General features: G+C 34.5%; 18 protein-coding genes and 1 other annotated feature. Of the genes, 3 read left to right on the forward strand and 15 right to left on the reverse strand.

The genetic code is table 11. The features are described from left to right. Position 1 precedes the first annotated feature (1 nt). Genes IGK21_RS07875 through IGK21_RS07885 form a run of 3 tightly spaced genes read right to left on the reverse strand, consistent with a single transcriptional unit; the run spans position 2 to position 3,913 of the window. The gene (locus tag IGK21_RS07875; RefSeq protein WP_438719177.1) at positions 2–1,519 is read right to left on the reverse strand and encodes a response regulator transcription factor; all 1,518 of its coding nucleotides are present in this window, start codon (positions 1,517–1,519) and stop codon (positions 2–4) included. Further along, positions 1,516–3,237, reverse strand: coding sequence for a sensor histidine kinase (locus IGK21_RS07880; RefSeq protein WP_034698309.1), 1,722 nt, complete (start codon positions 3,235–3,237; stop codon positions 1,516–1,518). Before IGK21_RS07880 ends, IGK21_RS07875 begins: the two co-directional genes overlap by 4 nt. Further along, complete coding sequence (locus IGK21_RS07885) at positions 3,230–3,913, reverse strand: hypothetical protein (protein WP_181915051.1); 684 nt, start codon at positions 3,911–3,913, stop codon at positions 3,230–3,232. Before IGK21_RS07885 ends, IGK21_RS07880 begins: the two co-directional genes overlap by 8 nt. A gap of 409 nt (positions 3,914–4,322) precedes the next feature. On the opposite strand from IGK21_RS07885, the gene IGK21_RS07890 reads away from it, so the two are divergent. Beyond that, the gene (locus IGK21_RS07890; protein WP_192924244.1) at positions 4,323–5,087 is read left to right on the forward strand and encodes a LytTR family transcriptional regulator DNA-binding domain-containing protein; all 765 of its coding nucleotides are present in this window, start codon (positions 4,323–4,325) and stop codon (positions 5,085–5,087) included. 58 nt (positions 5,088–5,145) lie between these two features. Here the strand turns inward: IGK21_RS07890 and IGK21_RS07895 are convergent, their stop codons facing one another. The 6 genes from IGK21_RS07895 to IGK21_RS07920 all read right to left on the reverse strand — a co-directional run bounded on the left by IGK21_RS07895 (position 5,146) and on the right by IGK21_RS07920 (position 11,427). Beyond that, the gene (locus IGK21_RS07895) at positions 5,146–6,408 is read right to left on the reverse strand and encodes a GHKL domain-containing protein (protein ID WP_010737761.1); all 1,263 of its coding nucleotides are present in this window, start codon (positions 6,406–6,408) and stop codon (positions 5,146–5,148) included. Between the two features lie 512 nt (positions 6,409–6,920). After that, positions 6,921–8,678, reverse strand: coding sequence for a hypothetical protein (locus IGK21_RS07900; RefSeq protein WP_034698315.1), 1,758 nt, complete (start codon positions 8,676–8,678; stop codon positions 6,921–6,923). 8 nt (positions 8,679–8,686) lie between these two features. After that, positions 8,687–9,727, reverse strand: coding sequence for a DUF916 and DUF3324 domain-containing protein (locus IGK21_RS07905; RefSeq protein ID WP_034698318.1), 1,041 nt, complete (start codon positions 9,725–9,727; stop codon positions 8,687–8,689). After that, on the reverse strand, positions 9,724–10,434 hold the full coding sequence (locus IGK21_RS07910; RefSeq protein WP_010737764.1) for a WxL domain-containing protein: 711 nt from the start codon (positions 10,432–10,434) through the stop codon (positions 9,724–9,726). Before IGK21_RS07910 ends, IGK21_RS07905 begins: the two co-directional genes overlap by 4 nt. 17 nt (positions 10,435–10,451) lie before the next feature. Then, positions 10,452–11,120: a WxL domain-containing protein gene (locus tag IGK21_RS07915; RefSeq protein ID WP_010718897.1), complete on the reverse strand. Its 669-nt coding sequence runs from the start codon at positions 11,118–11,120 to the stop codon at positions 10,452–10,454. Beyond that, a complete protein-coding gene (locus tag IGK21_RS07920) occupies positions 11,086–11,427 on the reverse strand; it encodes an LPXTG cell wall anchor domain-containing protein (protein ID WP_010737766.1) in 342 nt (113 codons plus the stop codon). Before IGK21_RS07920 ends, IGK21_RS07915 begins: the two co-directional genes overlap by 35 nt. 507 nt (positions 11,428–11,934) lie before the next feature. Further along, positions 11,935–12,173 (forward strand) — a binding site (T-box leader). 133 nt (positions 12,174–12,306) lie between these two features. Here IGK21_RS07920 and brnQ point away from each other — a divergent pair. Continuing rightward, positions 12,307–13,665 carry a branched-chain amino acid transport system II carrier protein gene (gene brnQ / locus IGK21_RS07925; RefSeq protein ID WP_034698322.1) on the forward strand — a complete coding sequence of 453 codons (1,359 nt, stop codon included), beginning with the start codon at positions 12,307–12,309 and terminating at the stop codon, positions 13,663–13,665. Positions 13,666–13,800: 135 nt separating this feature from the next. On the opposite strand, the gene IGK21_RS07930 is transcribed toward brnQ, so the two are convergent. Continuing rightward, positions 13,801–14,076: a hypothetical protein gene (locus IGK21_RS07930; RefSeq protein WP_010737768.1), complete on the reverse strand. Its 276-nt coding sequence runs from the start codon at positions 14,074–14,076 to the stop codon at positions 13,801–13,803. A 14-nt stretch (positions 14,077–14,090) separates the two neighbouring features. After that, on the reverse strand, positions 14,091–15,308 hold the full coding sequence (locus IGK21_RS07935; RefSeq protein ID WP_181915053.1) for a radical SAM/SPASM domain-containing protein: 1,218 nt from the start codon (positions 15,306–15,308) through the stop codon (positions 14,091–14,093). Positions 15,309–16,097: 789 nt separating this feature from the next. Between IGK21_RS07935 and IGK21_RS07940 the strand changes: the two genes are divergently transcribed. Further along, positions 16,098–16,553 (forward strand): helix-turn-helix domain-containing protein, encoded by a 456-nt coding sequence (locus tag IGK21_RS07940; RefSeq protein WP_010718891.1) that lies wholly within the window; start codon positions 16,098–16,100, stop codon positions 16,551–16,553. A 360-nt stretch (positions 16,554–16,913) separates the two neighbouring features. Here the strand turns inward: IGK21_RS07940 and IGK21_RS07945 are convergent, their stop codons facing one another. The 4 genes from IGK21_RS07945 to rbfA all read right to left on the reverse strand — a co-directional run bounded on the left by IGK21_RS07945 (position 16,914) and on the right by rbfA (position 20,770). Then, positions 16,914–17,699: a glucose-1-dehydrogenase gene (locus IGK21_RS07945; protein WP_034698325.1), complete on the reverse strand. Its 786-nt coding sequence runs from the start codon at positions 17,697–17,699 to the stop codon at positions 16,914–16,916. Between the two features lie 199 nt (positions 17,700–17,898). After that, on the reverse strand, positions 17,899–18,834 hold the full coding sequence (gene ribF, locus IGK21_RS07950; protein WP_010718889.1) for a riboflavin biosynthesis protein RibF: 936 nt from the start codon (positions 18,832–18,834) through the stop codon (positions 17,899–17,901). A gap of 2 nt (positions 18,835–18,836) precedes the next feature. Beyond that, on the reverse strand, positions 18,837–19,760 hold the full coding sequence (truB, locus tag IGK21_RS07955) for a tRNA pseudouridine(55) synthase TruB (protein ID WP_010718888.1): 924 nt from the start codon (positions 19,758–19,760) through the stop codon (positions 18,837–18,839). Between the two features lie 662 nt (positions 19,761–20,422). Continuing rightward, positions 20,423–20,770, reverse strand: a complete 348-nt coding sequence (gene rbfA / locus IGK21_RS07960; protein ID WP_010718887.1) for a 30S ribosome-binding factor RbfA — start codon at positions 20,768–20,770, stop codon at positions 20,423–20,425. Positions 20,771–20,784: the final 14 nt, after the last annotated feature.

Raw genomic sequence — 20,784 nt, forward strand, 5'->3', positions numbered from 1 at the left:
TTCATTTTAGGTTCAACGGCTCTCTTTCATTTTCGAACTTGCGTGCTTTATTGGGGGTTATTCCGTATTCTTTTTTATAATGACGATAAAATAAACTGATATCATCATATCCTAAGGCTTTTGCGATCACAGTAATTCTTTCCGTACTCTCTTTGATTCGCTGATTGGCTTCTCTCATACGAATTTTTTTATCATATTCACTAAAACTCATATTCAATTCTTTTAAAAAAAGCTGTCCAAGATAGGCTGGATTCATATGAAACCGCTCAGCTAATGATTTTAAAGAGTAGCGTTTCGTGAAATCCTGATTGACTAGATATAAGATTTGGTCAATCACTGGAGAATGACTTTTTGTGGTACAACTTATTTCAGTCAGTTTTGAACAGATCGTACCTATCTTTTTCTTAAAAACTGATTTGTCTGCTGTCTTTAATGCGTAGATCAATGGTTGTAACTCTTGATAAGCTTGTTCTTGTTTTTCCAGAGTAGCAATCCCTTTGTGAAGTGCGATCAGCAAGTAATGACATACTAACGACTGAATCGGATGGTCTTTCCATTGATCAATATTGGCAATAGCTAATTGTTGGAATGCTTCAATCGATTGGTTTTCAAGATAAGCTAAACTTTTAAAATAAATTTTCTGCGTTAGTTGGTATTCGTTGATCAATGTAGTTTTAGGAAATAGATCAATGACTAATGGGTTTTCCAAGATATTTTTACTTTCCATAAATGGTTCAATACTTCGATAAGAATGCGTGATCTCAATTAATGAATGGCAGCCACTGCCGATGACCGCAAATAAATCAAATGTCTCACATAAATATTGAATACTTAACCGATAATGTTGTTCTTCTTTAGGAGAAAAAAACAAAAGAAGTTTATTCGGTTCCAATAAAAGGCTATAAGGTTGGACGAATAATACCGATAACTGCTCAGAAACACGTTCAAAAAGTTTATCATTATAAAAAGCACCTTCTAGGTAAGTGATGGTATAATTTTGCCAATCCGTGATTGGTTCAAGGATGTCCTGCCATTTTGCTAATTCCGTTGACGAAATTTCTTGATGCAGCAATTTCCGCAACAAATTGACACGAAACACATCAATCTGTTGATTGTTCTTCAAATGCTGAAAGAGTTTTTCTTCTTTTATTTCTCTTGTCAACTTCCCAAAAGTAGTGGCTAACTCAATAGGATCGACTGGTTTTAAAAGATAATCACTGCTTCCAATGAGAATGGCTTGTTTCAGATAACTAAAATCATCATAACTACTGATAAAGATGATTTTTATTTGTTTTTGTACACAACGTGCCTTTTTAGCAAGTGCCAATCCATCAGTATCAGGCATTCTGATATCTGTTAATAAAATATCAATAGCTACCTCATTTAGGATTTTCAATGCTTCAATACCGGAAGTTGTTTTAAATGTCGTGAAATTTTTTGTGTTACCGGTTGTTTTTTTTAGCAGTTTCTCAATTCCTTCTGTGATTAACGGTTCATCATCAACTAGTAAAACATTCACACGATCTCCCCTCCTCTTTTTTTAGGCATGGTGATTTGAAATTTCACATAATCTTCTTGCGTAGTAAATGTTACGCCATACTGATGACCAAAGCGTTGTTTGATTCGATAATCTACCCCAAATAAGCCAGTAGGGGCAGTCATCTCCAGATCATGGCTGTTTTGAGCAAGTTGTTTTTGGATTCTTTGTTTTTCTACTTTTGGAATTGGCTTTCCGTTATTTACTACTTCAATGTACAACCGATCATCCTTTTCAAAACAATGGATCTCGATGAAATTATCCTGGCGTTGCGAATCAATCCCGTGATGAATAAAATTTTCGATGATTGGTTGGATCGTAAATTTCTCAATCAGCAAAGATTCAAGACTTGGATCACAAACAATATCATAAAATAGTGCATCTTCAAAACGTATTTCAAAAAGACTAAGATAAGCATCACAATATTCCAATTCTTCCGCTAAACAAATGACATCTTTCCCCTTGATCAATTTACGGTATAATGTTGCAGCATTTAAGAGCATTCCTGCCACTGCGTGATCTTCATTTAGTTCTGCTTTCATTCGAATTGCTTCTAACGTATTGTAAAGAAAGTGTGGATTGATCTGGGACCGAATACTTTGGATCTGATAATCCTTTTGTTTAATCTTACTTTTATAAACTTGATGAATCTGGTCATTTAACTGATACGCTAATTCATCAATACTAGAAGAGATCAAAGAAATCGCATCATCACTTTTATAGTCGTCTGATTGAGCGAACTTTTCAGGGTCAAAATTCCCTGTTTTTACTTTGGTAATTTTTTGAGTTAGTTGAGAGAGTCTTCCCTCTATTTTTTGCAAATACTGAAATAGAAATGGGAAAAAACCTAAAAACACAAGGATGGCAAAAAAAGAGTAGACAGTATAGATCAAAGAATATTCTGTAAAAACATTGGCATACTTTGTCGTGGCTGTAACCACGTAATGTTCTGCTTGACGTTGGTCTAGAACATATTTTGGTTTTATCTCCGGTGGAATAGGGTTGTTTTTGTAGAAAACTTGAATATTGCCGTTGTTTCTTAACACTTGATAATGAATCTTTTCAAATAATGGAGAAATATCATAATAAAAATAGACATCTGCTGCGTAACTTAAATCTGTTTCTTTATGTAATTCTTTGTGAAATCCAATCAGATTTCTATTCTTATTTATCTTAAAAATTTGCTTTTTTGTCTTTTCGATATCGTTTGGGTCTGCTAGATGAAATTCATCCACTTTTTTCATCGTGGTTGTCTGATCTTTTTGAAAGACTACGCTACGTTTCGTCTGCGCATGATAAATAACTACCGTTGACAAATAATCATTCATTTTAAAGGACTGATTAACAAAATTTTGGGTTCCATTATACTTTGAACCGGCATGTTTCATGTAAGTAGTCGTTTTGTATTCGTAGTATTCTGCGAGTGATAAATTAGTAATTTGCCTCAAATCTTCCAAATCAGGTTGTTCCGCATACAAAAGCGCCAACATATTATCTGTTGCATTTTTCATCATCATAATTTCTGTATAAAAATTTAAGTTGATTTCCTTTAGATTTTCATCTCTTTTTTGATGGAAAGAAACTGTGATGAGATAAATAATAAAGAATAATACTAATAAACTAACACTCATCCACAACATGTAACGATAAAAAGCGTGTTTCAAAAGGTTATGTTTAATCCTCGTCATGCTTTTAGTCATTTCTCTGATCCAATCCCTTAATACTCGCTATCCGAGTTTGTAAAAATGGTGTATAAAAAGTTAAAAACAAGTAGCAGTAGCCACTAAAACCGACAAAAAAGAAGATAGCTGGCGAGCGTGGAAACAATAAAAGAACAAATAACAGATAGGCAATCGTAAAAAGCTGTAATTGCCATTTCTGGAAAGATAAAATCATCGCATTCAACAACGTTTTTAAAAATGTGTTTTGGAAAAGGATCGTTTCCATGATAGCAAAAGGAAGGATCAACATCCCGTAGACCGCTAAAATAGCATAAATAATGACAAATATAGAAAAAATTGGAGAAAGTTCAACCATAAAAAAGAGAAATCCTATTGAAGCAATCAGACTGATGAACAAATAGACAGGTAAACTATCCCAAGAACATGCCTTAGCGATGCTCCGCCAAAAAAATCGGAGATTGCTTTCCTGTTTCTTAATAATAAACTGATGCAGCGATTCAAATAGTGCGATCAATGAAATAGCAAACAGAATCATAAAGAGACCCATTAAGATTAAATATAAAGTAACTCCTTGATAAATCATCAAATAAAGGTAACTAAACAGCGGTAAATTTACAACAATAAAAAAAAGATTGTTTATGACTACATAAATGATCTGTGATGCTACATCATATATTTTTTCTTCCCTTGTCATTTGAATACCCTCCCTAACCAATGTACTATTTTACGTATCTACCTTAACATAAAAGCGTTTTCTTGTAACGGCTATTTCAATTAATTTTTCTCTTTGCTCATTCTTGCTTTTCTTCATATGACCAACTAATATAGGATGTTCTTTCTTTTTACGAACAAAACAGTACGCATTGATTCAACTTTTAAAAAAGGTATCCCAGCTTTTGCCTGTAGACTATTTCCAGATGATTTTTAGACTTACAAAATAACCGTTTTCTCTCTGACTCTTTCGTTCAAATTTTACTTCAACATCTATATTTCCTTTCAATTATTTAAATATTAAATAAAAAAAGTCTAATAATTTATTCTTTTATTCTCTTTATCCACACATTGATTCTTGCTATACTAAGAACGATTGAAAGTTGGAGGTGATGTGTGTGAAAGTGTACTATATTGAAGATAATGTATTCCATCAAGAAGAATTTCGTAAACAATATAATCGTAGTGCTAATTTAGCAGCAATTTCGTTAACCATCCCCTTGCCTTCTCAATTAGAAAAATTCTATGCTGACCTTGATTTTATGCCTATCCAAGACTCAGATATTTTTATTGTTGATATTGAATTGAACCGTTTTCATTCTGGGATTGATTTTAGCAAAAAAATTCGTCAGAGAAATCATTCTTGTTACATCCTGTTTTTGACGAATGACACAACTAAAGGGATGGAGATTATCAATCAAAATATTCGAGCAGATAAATACTATAGTAAAAAAGACATCATGGAAGCTGTAAATGGCTTGGAAGAATTATTATTCAACCATTCGAATTTGCAACAAGGACAAAGTAAACTCATTAAAATCGAATCACTTTCTAAAATCTATTTAATCGACCCTAAAGAAGTCAATTACTTAAGTAAAATCACAGGTTCTCGTTCGACCATTGAATTTTTCTGTCAAACAGAATTTTTTTTGATTCATGGAAAAATTGAAGAACTAAAACAAACGTTTCAAAACTTTCATTTTTTCAATGATTTGAAGAGTTACTCCATCAACCCAGCTAACATTAAATTAGTAGATAAAAAAAACAATGAAATTGTGTTTAAAAATGATGATACCTTAATCCTTAGCCGTCGAAGCATAAAAAAATTAGTGGATTTTATGGAACATCTGAAAAATGAAAATCATTTAGTTCATTAGTCCCATACGTACAACAAAAAGCCACTTGCCTATTCAGTAAATAGGCGAGTGGCTTTTTTTAATGGACTGTTTCTTTTTTCAAAGTTAAGATACAGTAAAAACGTTGCTCTTGTTTGTCATACTTTAAATTCAATGCAAGATTCTCATTCTCTTCTACGATTTTTTTGACACTGTATAACCCAATTCCCTTACTACTTTTCTGACTGGTTGTTCCTTTTTGAAACAATTCAGTTAGATTTTTTCCAGTGTTTTTGCTGGGATTACTAAATTCAAAATAAAAACAATCCCACAAATGTTCAACGATGATCGTGATTTCTTTTTTTTCTTTCGCCATCGTTTGATCATAATGAACAAACGCATTTTCGATAATATTTGTAAATAAGCGAATCATGTCATAGGAATTCATTGAAAGCTTGGGTATGATATGATTAACTTGGATTTTATAAGGTATCCGAAGCTCTTCTGCCCGCTTAACAAATTTGACAAAAACTCCTTGCAACAGTGGATCATAAATTTTTTGTAACTTCATGTGTAAAGCATCGTTGAGTTGCGTTTCAAAAAACTCTTTTTCTTCCCCTACGATGGCCTCTATTTCGTTATGAATTTGTTTATTCTGTACAAGATCTTCCATCACACCAACATAATTTTTATAATCATGACGAAATTCTTCTAGCTTTTGATAATATTCTTCATTTTTTTTCATGCTTTCCAAATAGATCTGATAGTATTCTTCCTTTTTTTCATTCAATAAAATCAAAAGCATAAGTAGTCCATAAAAGGAATTACTAGCAACTAAAATAAAAGAGGTTAAAAGGAAATCCAATGAATCCATCGAAAAAAGCAAATGATACCACAAAAGTGACATGAACATACATATAATCAAAAATGTCGAAAACAGACGATTTTTTTTATATGCGTATAGATAATTACTAATTCGAAACTTTTTATCTAATTCTTTCATTACAATTAGGATTGCCACTAAAAGCAAAATTTCTAGGATCGCATTCGCTAACAAGTCATAATTTTCTAAAAATCGTGGCACTTCAATTGTCAAAAAAACAGAAATACCGATAAAATTTACACAAAAAGTATTTAATAAAAAAACAATAAATAGATTTCTTGTTTCCTGAAAAATATATTTTCCATTATAAAAATAAAGTAAAACCAAAAATACTGGCGTCCATTCAATCAGCCATATATTAAGTAGCGTTAATCCCAAACGAATGAAGCAATCCATAAAAATCCTTTTTTTTGCAAATAAAATGAGACCTATCAGTGCAAAATTAAGATGAACCACTATAATATAAATAATCACTTCCATTAACCCATCCCCCTAAGCAAACCAGTTTATCATTTTCAAACATACCACTTTTTCATTAATTGGTGCCTCCCCTTTTGACAACCAATAACATTACTGTTATAAGATAACATGAATAATAAAAAATACTAGAAAAATCGCAAGCATATTTAGAATATTTGAAAAATTTAATTTTTATTTAACCACCTTAGAGCTTAACTGTAAAACTGAATCTCACGTTACCTTAACCTTCTCAATTAGATAGAAATCCAAGTTTCATTTAATCATCATTTTTTACTAGCATAGAACTATCCAAACTATTTCCACTATTTCAACCAATGAACAGTCTTCTTTGATCAGCATTTGCACCATCCTTAATAAAACAATACAAAAAATAAGCCAAAGATAGCTTAAATACAAAAAGTAATTTTGGCTATCTTTGGCTTATTTCGCTAATTTCAATATTAAACATCTGGATTTCAATCATTTGAATATCCCTGTTAACCAGCTCCACTATATTTTATCAATAAAAGTAACTAAGGGGCATTGACAATTGTCCATTCCACCTGTGATGAATATTCCCCAGCATATCCACCGGGTTGAACATTTAGATAAAAATAGTTTTCTGAATTTTGTAGAATGCTGTAATTCCGGACTTTATTATTAGTTGTTACTTCAGTCATAGGAAGTGTGATCGGATGTTCTTTTTCGATGACTTGTGCCGTATCACCATTTTGATAAAAAAGAGTGGCTGGTAATACTTGTTTACCATCTTTAAACTCTTCAGTTTGTGACACATTAAGTTTCCAATTCATCGGTTTTCCAGTTGTATCTTCTACTAAAAGATTGGCTGCCTGTGTCAAATTTGTTTGAATCGTATGACTAGCAACGGGGATTGCCATGAAAGTCAGAAGATCTGGTACGTTTACAAATCTCACAACCCCCGCTTCTTTGATCACCTTAAATGTTTCAATATTTGATTGTTGTTGTTTTTCATTTTTAACATAAACTTCAAATTGATTTTCTCCTGCTGCTAAGTCTGCAAGTGTGAAATTCTTTGAAAAATCAACCATATTTCCAGGTTGTGTATTCGCAATCGAATCTGAATCATTCAGCTTTTTTTCAACACCATTTAACTTATAATAAATATTGATCCACGAACCACTATCGGCTTTCCACTTGCCACTTAAGGTAAACCCTTGATCCCCCGGGTAAAGAACGAGCGTTTGATTAGCAAGATTATTTGCCAGTTCAATCGTAGGAGGTGAAGCAGGTTTGGTCATTCTTAAGACCGTTGAATCTTGTGCTGACTCACCATTACTTTTTTGAATCATCAAAGTCACATTATTCACTTCTGAAACTGATGGTAGCTGACTCAGGTCAACAGGTACACGAAATGTGCCATCACTCTTGAAGCAAGACAATAGTTCATCAGTGTTCATTATCATCCCATTGATTGTTAAGTAAGCTGTGAGATCGTCCAAAGGACCACTCCATTTACCTGTTAGCGCGATCTGCTCGGAATCTAATTCTAGATTTTTGCTCGTATCATCAAAAGATAAGGCTAACTTTTCTGATTGAAAGCTTGGCATTTCAGCAGATAAAAAATGAGTAAATCCAATATCTTTTTTCATACTATCCCAAACAGATGCACGCAAGACAAATTTATCCTTAGTGACTGCTTTTTCTGTGACTTTGGCACGATAGGTGATCGTCATTGAATCACCCGTTTTTTCCAATAATCGATAAACCGAGTAATTGTCACTATAAGGACCATCAGAGATACCGTCTGAAGCGAGCGGCAATATTTCTGTAATCCGCCCATCATAGGACTTGGAATCTCCAAATTCTGTATGTCCATAAAAGTTATAAGCCGTTATGATGTCATAGGCAACTTCCTTAGATGGAGTCATCAAATTTCCGTTACCTGTTACACCACCATGTTTATAAACAAGTTCGGGTTCTCCTAATAATTCCAACCCTTGCTCTTTATCAGGAAAAACCGTCACTAACGTTGATTGCTTATACTCTTCTTCAAGGTTTGTATCATCTTTTTTTTCTAAAACTGTTGTAACTGTTATCGTATCCCCAATCGCTGTATAATTTGGATTCCCATCTTTTACATAGGTGATTTTAGCATGGATATGTCCACCATAGATGTCAGCTTCTGATTGTCCATCAGGCCATGAATCCGCAACAACTGACTTAGTAGAGAAGGCTAGCTGAAAGAGACTGAACAAAGCAAAATAGGCGACTAGAAATAATAATTTTTTATTCACTTTTTGCTTTTTCATTTCCTTCCTCACCTACCTTTTTGTTGGAACAGTTTGTAACTTAAGAACACAATGATCCCTAATAGTAAGCCGCCTATCCCAATAATCATCGGCAGATAAGATACTTCTGCTTTTTCTTCTGTAATTGCTTCATCATTGATTTTTTTGGCATTTTCTGGTTTGATCGTAAATGTTTTTGCTAAATGCCATTTCTTTTGATTATTTTCTGTTGTCGCATCCACTGTTAACATATAAGTTCCCGGATCGATTTTCTTCTTGTTGACACTGATCGGAAAATCAAAGTTCGTATTGGGTGCGATCGACATATGATCTTTGTTTGCTGTATACAACACTTTTGATGAGCCTTTTTTAGTGATCGTCGCTTCCGTATGAACTTGACTGATGATCGTTGATGTAGGATTTTGTAAATGTGCAAAAATCGTTGCATACGAATTTTGTAACCCAGTTCTTACAGAAATCAATTTCAAATCTGGTGAGACAGGTTTACTGTTGTTCCTAAGCTCAACCCCAATAACATAAGCATACTTATTTCGAATCGCTGTTCCAGAAACTTTTTCACTTTGGTTCTCTTTTTTCGTTACATGGATACCTCCTAAAAGAATCCCGTCAAATGATTCTTTTGGCATTTTCAATTGAAAGTGCACTTCTTTTGCTTCTCCAGCTGGAATTGTTACTTCCTTTGCATCAGTGGTTAAGCAATCACTGACTTGGTATTTGGCAGAGGCATCCTTTTTAACTGTTCGTTGATTATAATCGATCACACCGTTTGTGTTGGTCGCTGCATTGTTGATCTCTATTTCAAAGACACTTTCTTTTTCTCCGACATTGGATAAATGAATGGATAGGTCGCGCGTTTCATTTGGTGCTTCAGTTAAATCAAAATAAGATACATCTTTATTTGTTTGTTCTTCAGGTATATTTGCACTTACACTATATGCAGATTCAGCTGAATCTGCATATGAGGTAAGCGAATTGACATCAAGGATTCCCCAAAATCCGATGATGCCTGTGACTAAACAAATAAAACGATGATGACGTTTATGCATCATTGTGCATCAGTTGGACCTGCAGTAAGGGTCCAAGTAATCGTTGCGGTATACTCTTTTGCTTGAGCAGAACCAGCAGGAACAGTCAATTGAACATTTGTATTGTTTCCTTCTTCTCCTTCAAATACATCTAACCAAGTTCCCTGACCATTCAGACTTTTTGCCGTCATAACTGGTTGAGCTTCATGATTGTTAAAAGTGAAATCAAAAGCATCAGGTTTGCCGCTGATGTTATCAGAAGTCGTTCGAGTATCTCCATTCGCAAATGATAGGATTGCTCCTTTTAATTCAGTGCTGTCAGCTGCTGAAAATTTTGAAGCAGTCGCAGTTAGTGACCAGCCACCAGCTACTCCTCGTTTATCTGTAATTTGAACAAATGGTTTTGCATTTGCTGCGACATAGACTTTTTTATTTTGTGAAATTTCTTGTGTACCAAAACTGATATTGGACACATAGTCAATTGAAAGTGGTCCTTGATCGCCAGTTCCATGATTGTTAGGATCATCTGGATCTACTTCGTCTGGTTTGTCGATTGGATCATCTGGATTATCTGGATTCACTGGTTTGTTGGAATGGGTATCATTCCCTTCGAATGTGATCTTTGCTGTTGAAGTTGCTGAATCACTCATTTCTTCTGCATAGATGGTCATACTCATGGTATTAATGGCTAACACACTTAATAATGTAGTTGCTAGAATATTTTTTTTCATGTTTCTTCTCCTTTAGATTAAGCTGGTGCGTCTGTTAATGTCCAAACAAGTGTGGCAGAATAAGTTCCCGCCAAGTTACCAGAAGGTACTTTTAATGAAACAGCTTCTGCTGACATCTGATCTTCCCAAGTCCCTAGACCGGTTGTTGCGGCAGCAAACATAATATTTTGCGCATCTTTATTTACTGTTACCGTTGCCGTTTCAGCTGCCGGAGATTGATTCTCTGTCACCGTTTTTGCTGTCCCTGCTGGCAAGCTTAGTTCAGCCCCAGCTAACGCAACACCATTTTCAGTATAAAATCCTGCTTTTTCACTATCATAGCTAACTTGTAAGTTCCAACCTGCACCATTTCCTCGTAGATCAGATATTTGTGTTTCAACAAATTCATCTGAATTCCCAGCTGTATAGTTTTTTGTTTCACTAGCGATTTTTTGTGTACCGAAGTCAATATTTGAGATATAGTCAATACGTAAAGCACCGGTGTTTCCTGTTGGAATATACGTACCTGGTACATCTGGTGGATCAATTGGATCCGTTGGTTCATCCGTTTCATCTTGTTTCTCTAACCCAACTTTAGCGATACTTGTGCCATGAGTATCATCGGCTATTTCTGCATAAACGGTTGTTGCTTTCGCACTAATAACGAATGTGCTAAATAGTGCGATTGTTAAAACTACTTTTTTCATTTTTTTCCTTCTTTCCTTTTCTCAGTAAGAGGAAACCTCCTGCTGCTGTTACAATGAGTCCACCACAGATCATCAAAGAACTACTCTGCTGATCAATTGTTTTTGGGAGCTTTCTTTGCATCATTCTTTTTGTCTGCCCGTCTTTCTCTTTTGCCAGATCTTCTGATGATGCATTTGAAGGATTTGGTACAAAGCGGATCCCCGCTGTGCTTTGTACAGATTCAGCGTAGACAATCATTGTTCGCGTATATGCCTCAATGGTCAAAAAAATAAGGAACAAAAAGAAAACAATCGTCATCTTTCTCATCCACTTACCCTCACCTTTCTCTTTACAGCAAATGTAACAAAACCTCCTTTTTTTAATCTTCGCTCAATTGGGTAAATCCTATTTTACTTATATTCATTCTAAAAAAAGGCGTTTGAAACCGTTTAACCTTGCAATTTTTGCTTTTTTTGTCTTAAAAGATGAATCGAACGACTAACTGATAACAAATCGGTGTGATCGATCAAATTTCAAAATTGTTGTAGAGATAGTCAAATAAATACTTTGCTAACAATCGTTGGCTGTTTCTAACAATCTCAAAGAATATTCCCCACATTTTTCAAGCCATTAAGTATTCGTTTCACTATTTATTATGTAGACACTTAACTACGCTTCTGTCCTTAACGAAGACTCTTACAGCAATAAAAATTGACCATAATTAAGAAGAAAGAAAAAAATCAATGGTGAACGTTTCATCCAAATCTATTGACAGAAAATTCAATTTTTTACTTTTTTTGTCTTGACACTGTCCATCATTGCTTCTATAATGAACAAAAATCATTGATAGAGAGAGTAACGAATAATAAGCATTTTAGAGAGCGATTGGTTGGTGGAAAATCGTAGGTCTATTATTTGTGAAAGTAACTCTGGAGATGCACAAGTGACGTTAGAAGTTTGTGCCGGTGATCCCCGTTATCGGATAATGCGCTTCACTATTAGTGAGTCGCTAAGAGATTGTTTATTCATAAACAAAAAAAAACGGTGGTACCGCAATGTCAATTGCCCGTTGGAATAATTATTCCAACGGGCTTTTTGTGTTTTTCACCAAAGAAAGGAAAAGATATATGCAAATTTTTAGACAAAGACGAGTCAGACGTTTAGCTTCATTTCATTTATGTTAACTAAACGATTAAGGAGTTATTTATGATGGAAAAATTATCAACAAAGAAATTATTTTTATTAGCTTCACTCATTTTCGGAATGCTTTTTGGAGCAGGTAACCTTATTTTCCCTGCTCATTTAGGTCAACTTGCAGGTAGTCATTGGTTATCTGCTGGGATTGGTTTTTTGATCTCCTCTACTTTATTACCTTTAGCTGCACTGATTGCCTTAAGTAAAACACGCTCAAGCGGGTTGTACGATTTTGCTAAACCAGTGGCTGCGTGGTATGGTACCTTATTTCTTATTATGAACCATATGGCCTTAGGACCTTTATTCGCCACTCCCAGAACTGCTGCATTAGGATATCAATTTAGTTTAGGAATGATTTTACCAGAAAAGTATACAACGATTGGCTTATTTATCTTTTCGGTTATTTTCTTTGGCTTAGCCTATTATTTATCAACTCGTGAATCAAATTTATTAAAAATCATTGGAAAATATTTAAACCCATTATTTTTAATTTTACTATTCGCTGTGTTTATCGTCGCTTTGATTCTTCCCTTAGGACCATTGGATGCCAAGCCTGTACTGGATTACCAACAAGCAGCAACTACCAACGGCTTTATCGAAGGATATAATACAATGGACGCATTAGCCTCATTAGCTTTTGGAATTACGATCATTCGTGCGCTTCAAGGAATGGGGATTCATGATGAAGATCAGATTGCTAAAAATACTGTAAAATCTGGTCTATTAACGATGGTTTTATGTGGTGGTATCTATTTGGGGATTATTGCATTAGGTACGATGTCTTTAAATCGCTTTGGTATCTCCGAAAACGGAGGGATTGCATTAACTCAAATCGTCCAATCCTATTTTGGTAAAGTGGGATTGATTTTTATGGCCTTGATGACGCTGTTAGCAGTTTTCACTTCTGCGATGGGATTGATTGCCTCATTTGCCCAAGATTTCTCTGTCCGCTTCCCTAAGATCGGCTATAAAGGATGGCTTCGAATCACTACATTACTTTCTTTTATTACCGCAAACTTTGGACTTGACACCATTATTGCTTGGACCATGCCATTTTTAATGATTCTTTATCCTCTTTCCATGGCAATGATCATCCCAGCACTTTGCTCTGCCTTTTTCCAAAATCGCAGAATCGTTTATCAATTGACGACAATCTTTACAGCCATACCTGCTTTATTTGATGGTATCAAAGCATTACCTATTCAAAATCATTTGACAACAAATTTAACCAATTGGTATGTTCATACGATTCCATTTGCTTCCAGTGGTGTTGGTTTTATCCTACCAGCAATCAGTGGCTTTATCATAGGCGTACTGTATTGTTTAATTTTTAAACAAAGAACTGAGTTAGACCCTTCTCTATCTAATTGAGTCTTGTAACGGACAAAGAGAAGTTTTACCGAAATATGACGCTTCATTTGATAATTTGAGTGAAGCCAGAAGAAAGAAGCAAAAAAGAACAATGTTGATTATCTTTTGATAAACACATTGTTCTTTTACTAGTTTTCATTGATTGACCTGATCTTGTAAGAGAATTTGATTGTTGATCAGATCTGAGATAAACTCTGTGATATATTTTTCTTTTTCTTCATTAGAATAGTCACCAGAATCAGCAAATCGTATTAATACTTTTTCTTTTACATGACTAAGTGCTACATTTGTTTTTAATAATTCAAATATATAGATCGATACTTCATTATCTAAAAGATAGATTTCATCATTCAAGGAAAGATAGAGGTCGTTCCCTAATTTCTCATAGGCCAATTCGCCGTTCAGTCTCACCTAATCACGCTCCTTCAGGTCATTTCTGTCTGTTTCCAGATACGATACATTTGATTTTTTATTAACTCTTGCAATAATTGACATTCAGAGCGATCCACTCCATGAATATCATTGGTATGATAATAATGTTGCGCACGACAACCACCACCGCATAAATAGCGAAAAGAACAAGTTTGACAACCAGATAAATGATGGATATTTTGAGATTCAAGCAATTCTATCTCTTTATGGTTATAAATATCAGCTAATTTGTTTTTTCTGATATTACCTAATTTATAGTCATCTGTCTCCAATAATTTACATGCAAAAATATCCCCAACTGGATTGATAACTAACTCTCCCAAACCCAAACCACAAGATTCTTTAATTGTAAATGGCTTTAAAAATGCAGATCGTTGAGCACTTTTTTCTTTGCACTCGATTTCTTTTCTTTCTTCAAAAGATAATGAAATATCTGCCATACTACCTCTTCCTAATTCGCTAAATCCACCTAATTTATAGGCGATTCCATTCTCTTTAAAAAACTCAATCGTTTGATCAACTGATTTTAAGTTATAGTTGGTAACGGTTGCATTAACGTAAATATTATGGAAACCGATATCTAAAAGATTACGGATACCTCTCATTGCTATTTCATAACAACCTCTACCACGGTTCTTGTCATTCTCTTCTTTATCAATCGAATCCAAGCTGATGGTCATTGATTCGCATCGATCTGCCAAGAATTGTGCATTCCTTTTTTTTCCAATCAAGGTTCCATTAGTGATCAAACCAACCGATAAGCCTAGTTGATAAGCATAATCGATATATTTTAAAGAATCATGATTCAGTCCTATTTCTCCACTAGTAAAAATGACTTTTTTTACACCACAGTCTTTTAATTGATCTAATAGTTGGAACCATTCAATAAAAGACAATTGATCCGGATAGTTCTTGGTCATATCTGCTTCTGCGTAACAATACACACATTTTAAATTACATTGATGTGTCAACGCCAAATAAGCGGTTTCAGGAATGGTGACTTCATTTTTTTTTACTTTTAATGGCTCATCTAATAGAAGCTGAAAGATTTTTAGTTTTTTTTGCGTAGACTCGGATAACGATGAATACTTTCGTAGCTTCACCAACTCTAACTCTTCTTTAGAAATCACTAGCCAGCTGCTTCTTAGAACATTATGGAGAATCACTTCATCAAGAAAAGGATAAGCGTATAAATTTTCCTTGATTTTCATAGATCACTCACCTCTTTTATTAGCATCACAAACGAATAATAACATTTTGACTATATTAAATAGGAAAATAAAGTCGCCTTTTTAACAGGGGAGTTTTGTAGGGCAACTTTATTTTCCAATTAAAAATGGACATCGGAAGACTAGATTAAGAACCGTTACCAATCAATAACCCACAAGAACATGGGGACAAAACATTGCCAGAGATTTTTTTTAGTACAGGTTTCGTAAACATAACAAGTCTCCTTTCTGAACTTTTAGGAAAAAGCACGATAATATTCATTTTTTTTCCTAAATATAGTATAAACTTTGAATGAAAATATTGTCAATGACGGTTCGAGAGAAAAATTATTAAAACCTTAGTTATAAAATAAAAAAAATTAAACAATTTATGCGTTTCTTTTATATAACGCTAAAATTTCTAAGACACGTTGATTTGTTCTTCTGACTTATTTGATTGGATTCATTACTATCTATAAGTAAATTTGTTTTTATTTTATTTCATCACCTCAAATTTCCATAGTGATCATAAATTTCCATTAAGTTATTTTAAATAACGATTTTTTAAGTTTAAATTTGAAAAACACTGCTTTATCTGTTTATTTTATTCTAAACATAACGATTATTTAACGAACAAATCTATTTTTTTCATAAGAATTTTAGTATAATTACAATCTATAAAGTATATTTAATTCCTCATCAATCTGAAACTAACTTTTGGGTCATAAGGACTTTATTTTAATTCGATACCACGGTGTTTAAATAAGTGGTTTAATTTTTAGGAGGGATATATTGAAAGGTTATTATTCAGTACAAGAATTAGCCGACCAACTTGGTGTGACGACTCGTTCAATTCGAAACTATCTGCACGAAGGGAAATTAAAGGGAACAAAAGTTGGAGGAAAATGGAAGTTTTCTGAACAAAATTTGTTTGATTTCCTTTACGGTGACAAGGAAAATCTAATGATCCAAAAAGATTATCAAGTGACGCTTGATGTCCCTGTCACATTAAAATTATCTCTTGTAACAGATGATTTTCACGAAATGGATGCCTTTAAAGAGCAACTTTTTAACTATCATTCAGAGGTTTATGCTAATAAAAATGATCGATTGATCCAATACACGCATTTCAAAGAAAATGAATATGATATCTTAATTGGTGGTAACTTTAATTATGTCACTAATTTCGGGTCATGGATCTATGAACAACTACAAAAACAAACATCCATTTCACTAAAAAAGAATTAGTTTTTTATTTGGAAAAAGAGACTGTGAAAGAAGCGATTTGCTCTGATGACAATAAGCCTGAATTTTTTGAAACAGCTTCCCATGTTTCAAAAAATTCAGGCTTATTTCAAGAACTGGATGCATAAGCACCGTGCATAAGAGATTGCGAAAAGAGCGTTTGACCTGAATACTCACCAAGTAAAAACTAAGACGAATAAACGTAGGAGCAATCAAGATAAAAATCTCGAAACAGCTCCCCATGTTTTGTGGATTTTTGTCTTATTGGCAAAGGTCAGCTCTTTGAATGTCGTTTACTGTTTTTTTAGATTCTGAATTTATTATTTCCCATATTTCTTGTTTCTATAATAATGGTAAGTAGCTTTAACCCTTACCACCTTGAAAGGATGGATATAGTTTCATGCCACCATCTACAAATAAAGTAATTCCTGTCACATAACTGGATTCATTAGAAGCGAGCCAAGCAGCAGCAGCGGCGACTTCCTCGGGTTTACCCACTCGTTCCATTGGTATCATGCTTTCTAGAATTTCTTTTTCTTTTGGATCTTCAAATTTTTCTGCATTAATCGGAGTTTTGATCGCCCCTGGTCCAATACTGTTGATTCGAATATTTTCTGGTGCGTACTCCATGGCTACTGTTTCTGTAAACAGCTTGACACCGCCTTTTGATGCTGCGTAATGAGCAAATGTCGGCCAAGGGATTTGTTCGTGAACGGAGGACATATTGATAATATTACCTTTGATCTGATGAGTTTTAAAATAATTCAACGCTGTTTTTGTCCCTAAAAATACGCCTGTTAGGTTCACCTTTAACACTTTCTCCCAATCTTCTAATTCCAGCTCATGGGTTGGTTTTTGCGTTTCCATACCAGCATTATTAACCCAGATATCTAAACTTCCGAATGTTTCGATTGCTGCTTTGAGCAGACGATCCATCCCTTCTTCTGTACTGACATCCGCTTCGACAGCTACTGCTTTGCCACCATTTTTTTCGATCTCGGCTACTGCTTCTTGTGCCCCTTCTTCATCCGAATGATAGTTGACAACCACACACATTTTTTCTTTACCAAAGCGTTCACAGATTGCTTTACCGATCCCTTTTGATCCTCCAGTTACTACTGCCACCTTATTTGTTAGATCTTTATACATATACTTTCCACCCTTCTTTTTCACCTACTGCATACTTCCTATATCAAGTGTACAATAGCACCCTGTCTTTTAGGCAAACGATACGCTTATTCGATCGATTTACTTTTTTCTATAATAAAAGAGTCAGCATGCTACTTGCTGACTCGAATGATTTCACCAAAAAAGGCTTTTTTATTGTCTTCAGTTAAATTCAATACTTTTATTTAAAATAGTCCGCTGTCGCTTTTTCGTCTGCTTTCAGTTGTTCAATCAATGATTCAACGTTTGGAAATTTCACTTGGTTTCTCAAAAAATGATGCCAACGGACTTTTACATGCTCTCCATAGATATCTTGAGCAAAATTTAAAATATATAATTCAACGGTAAGTTCACGATCATCACCAAAGGTATCATTATGACCTATTGATCCCATTGCTTGATACCACGTTTCACCAACTTTGATCTCTGAAACATAGACACCTTCTTTTGGAAGATGAACAGTACTTTTAACTTTGATGTTAGCTGTTGGGAATCCTAGCAGGCGGCCACGAGCATCGCCATGGACTACCACCCCTTCGACCTCGTAAGCAGCCCCCAATAAACGTGTTACTTCATTTATTTCTCCTGCGTTTAATAATTCACGTATCCGTGTCGAACTAATCTTCTCGCCACTGTCTTCTTCTTTTGGTACAGTGATGATTTCAAATCGATTTTTTGCATAACTTGGTAAGTGCGCTACATCTGCAATTTCTTTAGGTCCGTAAGTATAGTCAAAACCAGAAACAGCATATTTTGCATGAAGTCCTACGATATATTGATCAACAAATTCTTGTGGAGCTAAATGAGCAAACGATGACGTAAAATCGATTTCGTATAAATAATCAACACCTAATAGGGCCATTTTTTCTTCTTTTTGTTCCAGAGTAGTCAAATATTTTACTTGACTTGGATTTATTTTTTTGAAGACGATTGAAGGATGTTGGTTGAAAGTCATCAAAGCTAATTTCAATCCTTCTTTTTTAGCAATTTCTTTTCCCCGATTGATAACACGTTGATGGCCTAGATGTACCCCGTCAAAAAAGCCTAAAACAAGTACAACGTCTTCTGGTGGGATCTGATCTGCTTGATAAGGATGTCTAATTTTGATAATTTTCATTTTTATACCTCATTCCTCAACACTTTGCTTGGTTTTAATTTATTTTTTTCTTTTGGATTTGGCTGGTAAATACTTACTACTTTGTCTTGGTAAAAAAGTGCGATCTCTTCTGTCGGCATTTCTGCTAAGTTAAATACCTGATAATCTAAGCGCATACCATTTTTAACTTTTTCCCAAACACGATCACTAATGTCTACTCTCTTAAAACGAGCAACACCAGCTTCTAGTGGCAATAAATGTTCTTCAAAGGTTCCTGCAAGCATATAATCTGCTACTTGCTGTAAAGTGATTGCCTGCTCCTTCTTCATTCCTCCACTAGCTGTTCGAGTTAGATCGGACATGTGAGCAGGATAGCCTAATTTTTTCCCAGTATCAACAGCAAGCGTTCGTACATAAGTCCCTTTCCCGCATACTACCTCAAAACGCCAAGATAGCAACCCCTTCTCTTGGTCCCAATGCACGTCACTTGTTCTTTCAAAACGTTCAATCTGCGCTTTACGCACGGGACGTGTAACTGTTTCATTGTTTCTGGCATACTCATAAAGACGTTTGCCGTTCACTTTGACAGCTGAATACATCGGTGGTATCTGAGTGATTTCCCCGATAAAACTTTTCATCGTTTCATCAATTTCTTCATCACTGATTAATCGATCAACTGTTTTACTTTCGACGACCTCACCAGATTTGTCTTCTGTCGTTGTACTAAATCCTAATGTAATCTCTCCTTGGTATACTTTTCCTGCATCGCTTAAATATTCGATAACTTTAGTCGCTTTTCCAAGGCAAATCGGTAACACACCATCAACATCAGGGTCTAACGTACCACCATGACCAATTTTTTTCATATGTAAGATTTTTCTTAATTTAAATACACAATCATGACTTGTCATGCCACGTTCTTTCCACAAAGGTAATAATCCATCCATGTTTTTTCTCCCTATCCAATAAAATATCAACTTTGTCATTATAACACATCCCACAATAATGTGACGATTTTACCTTTTTTCGCTACGTTTTTATTATTTGGCAACAAACTTGTAATAAAACTTCACAAACCTGTAAATACAATTCATGTTATTCTCTTAGACAAAGGCAAGCTTGAATCCTTCATTTGCAGCCTTTGATTAAAACGAGTCGCAGCTTTTAAGGAATAAATGATCCTAGTCTTCCCCAAAACAAAAAACTGAGGGTCATATACGAATCTCGAAAAGAGTCTGAAGTATAAATCTAACTCTTAATAAACGGTGTCCAAGAAGCCACTTCTTAAAAATAAGAGAGAATTTTTCAAAATAAGAAAAGCTATTTTAAAAGATTCTCTCTTATTCGTTTGGAGTTGACCGCTTCTTTCACAACCTGTTCGAGACACGTACAAATTGCTCATTTTTTTCTCATGTATTCTGTACAGTAAAATTATGGTACTGTGCGTTTGTCATTTTAAACTACTTGCATTGTGTAGTTTGAACTTTTTTTCTAAAAAATTGGATGATGGTGTAACTGCGGTATCTCTGCTTTATAAAAAGCTAAAACTAAAAAAACTACTAAAAAAGAGCTATAACCCCACTTCTTAAGGTTTATAGCTCTTTTTGTTTTAATCTTTATTTAAATTACGAAGCAACTCATCAATGTGGTTACCATACCCCACTGACTCATCTAATTCAAAAGTTAATTCAGGCGTTTTATAGATGCTTAAGTTGTGTCCTAATTCACGGCGAATCAGTCCACTTGCTTTTGCTAGGCCTTCCTGTGCTTTTTTCTTATCTGAAGCTAAGTCAGATAAAATACTATAATAGATGGTTGCTTGTTGTAGATCTCCCGTAACGTGGACATCAGTGATTGTCACGTTTTCTACACGAGGATCACGAACTTTTTTGCGTAAAATATCATTTACTTCTTTTAAAATTTCTTGACCGACTCGGCGGTCTCGATAGTTTGCCATATTGAGCGGCCTCC

The organism is Enterococcus sp. DIV1421a, assembly GCF_051711025.1.
Classification (GTDB): Bacteria; Bacillota; Bacilli; order Lactobacillales; family Enterococcaceae; genus Enterococcus_B; species Enterococcus_B hirae.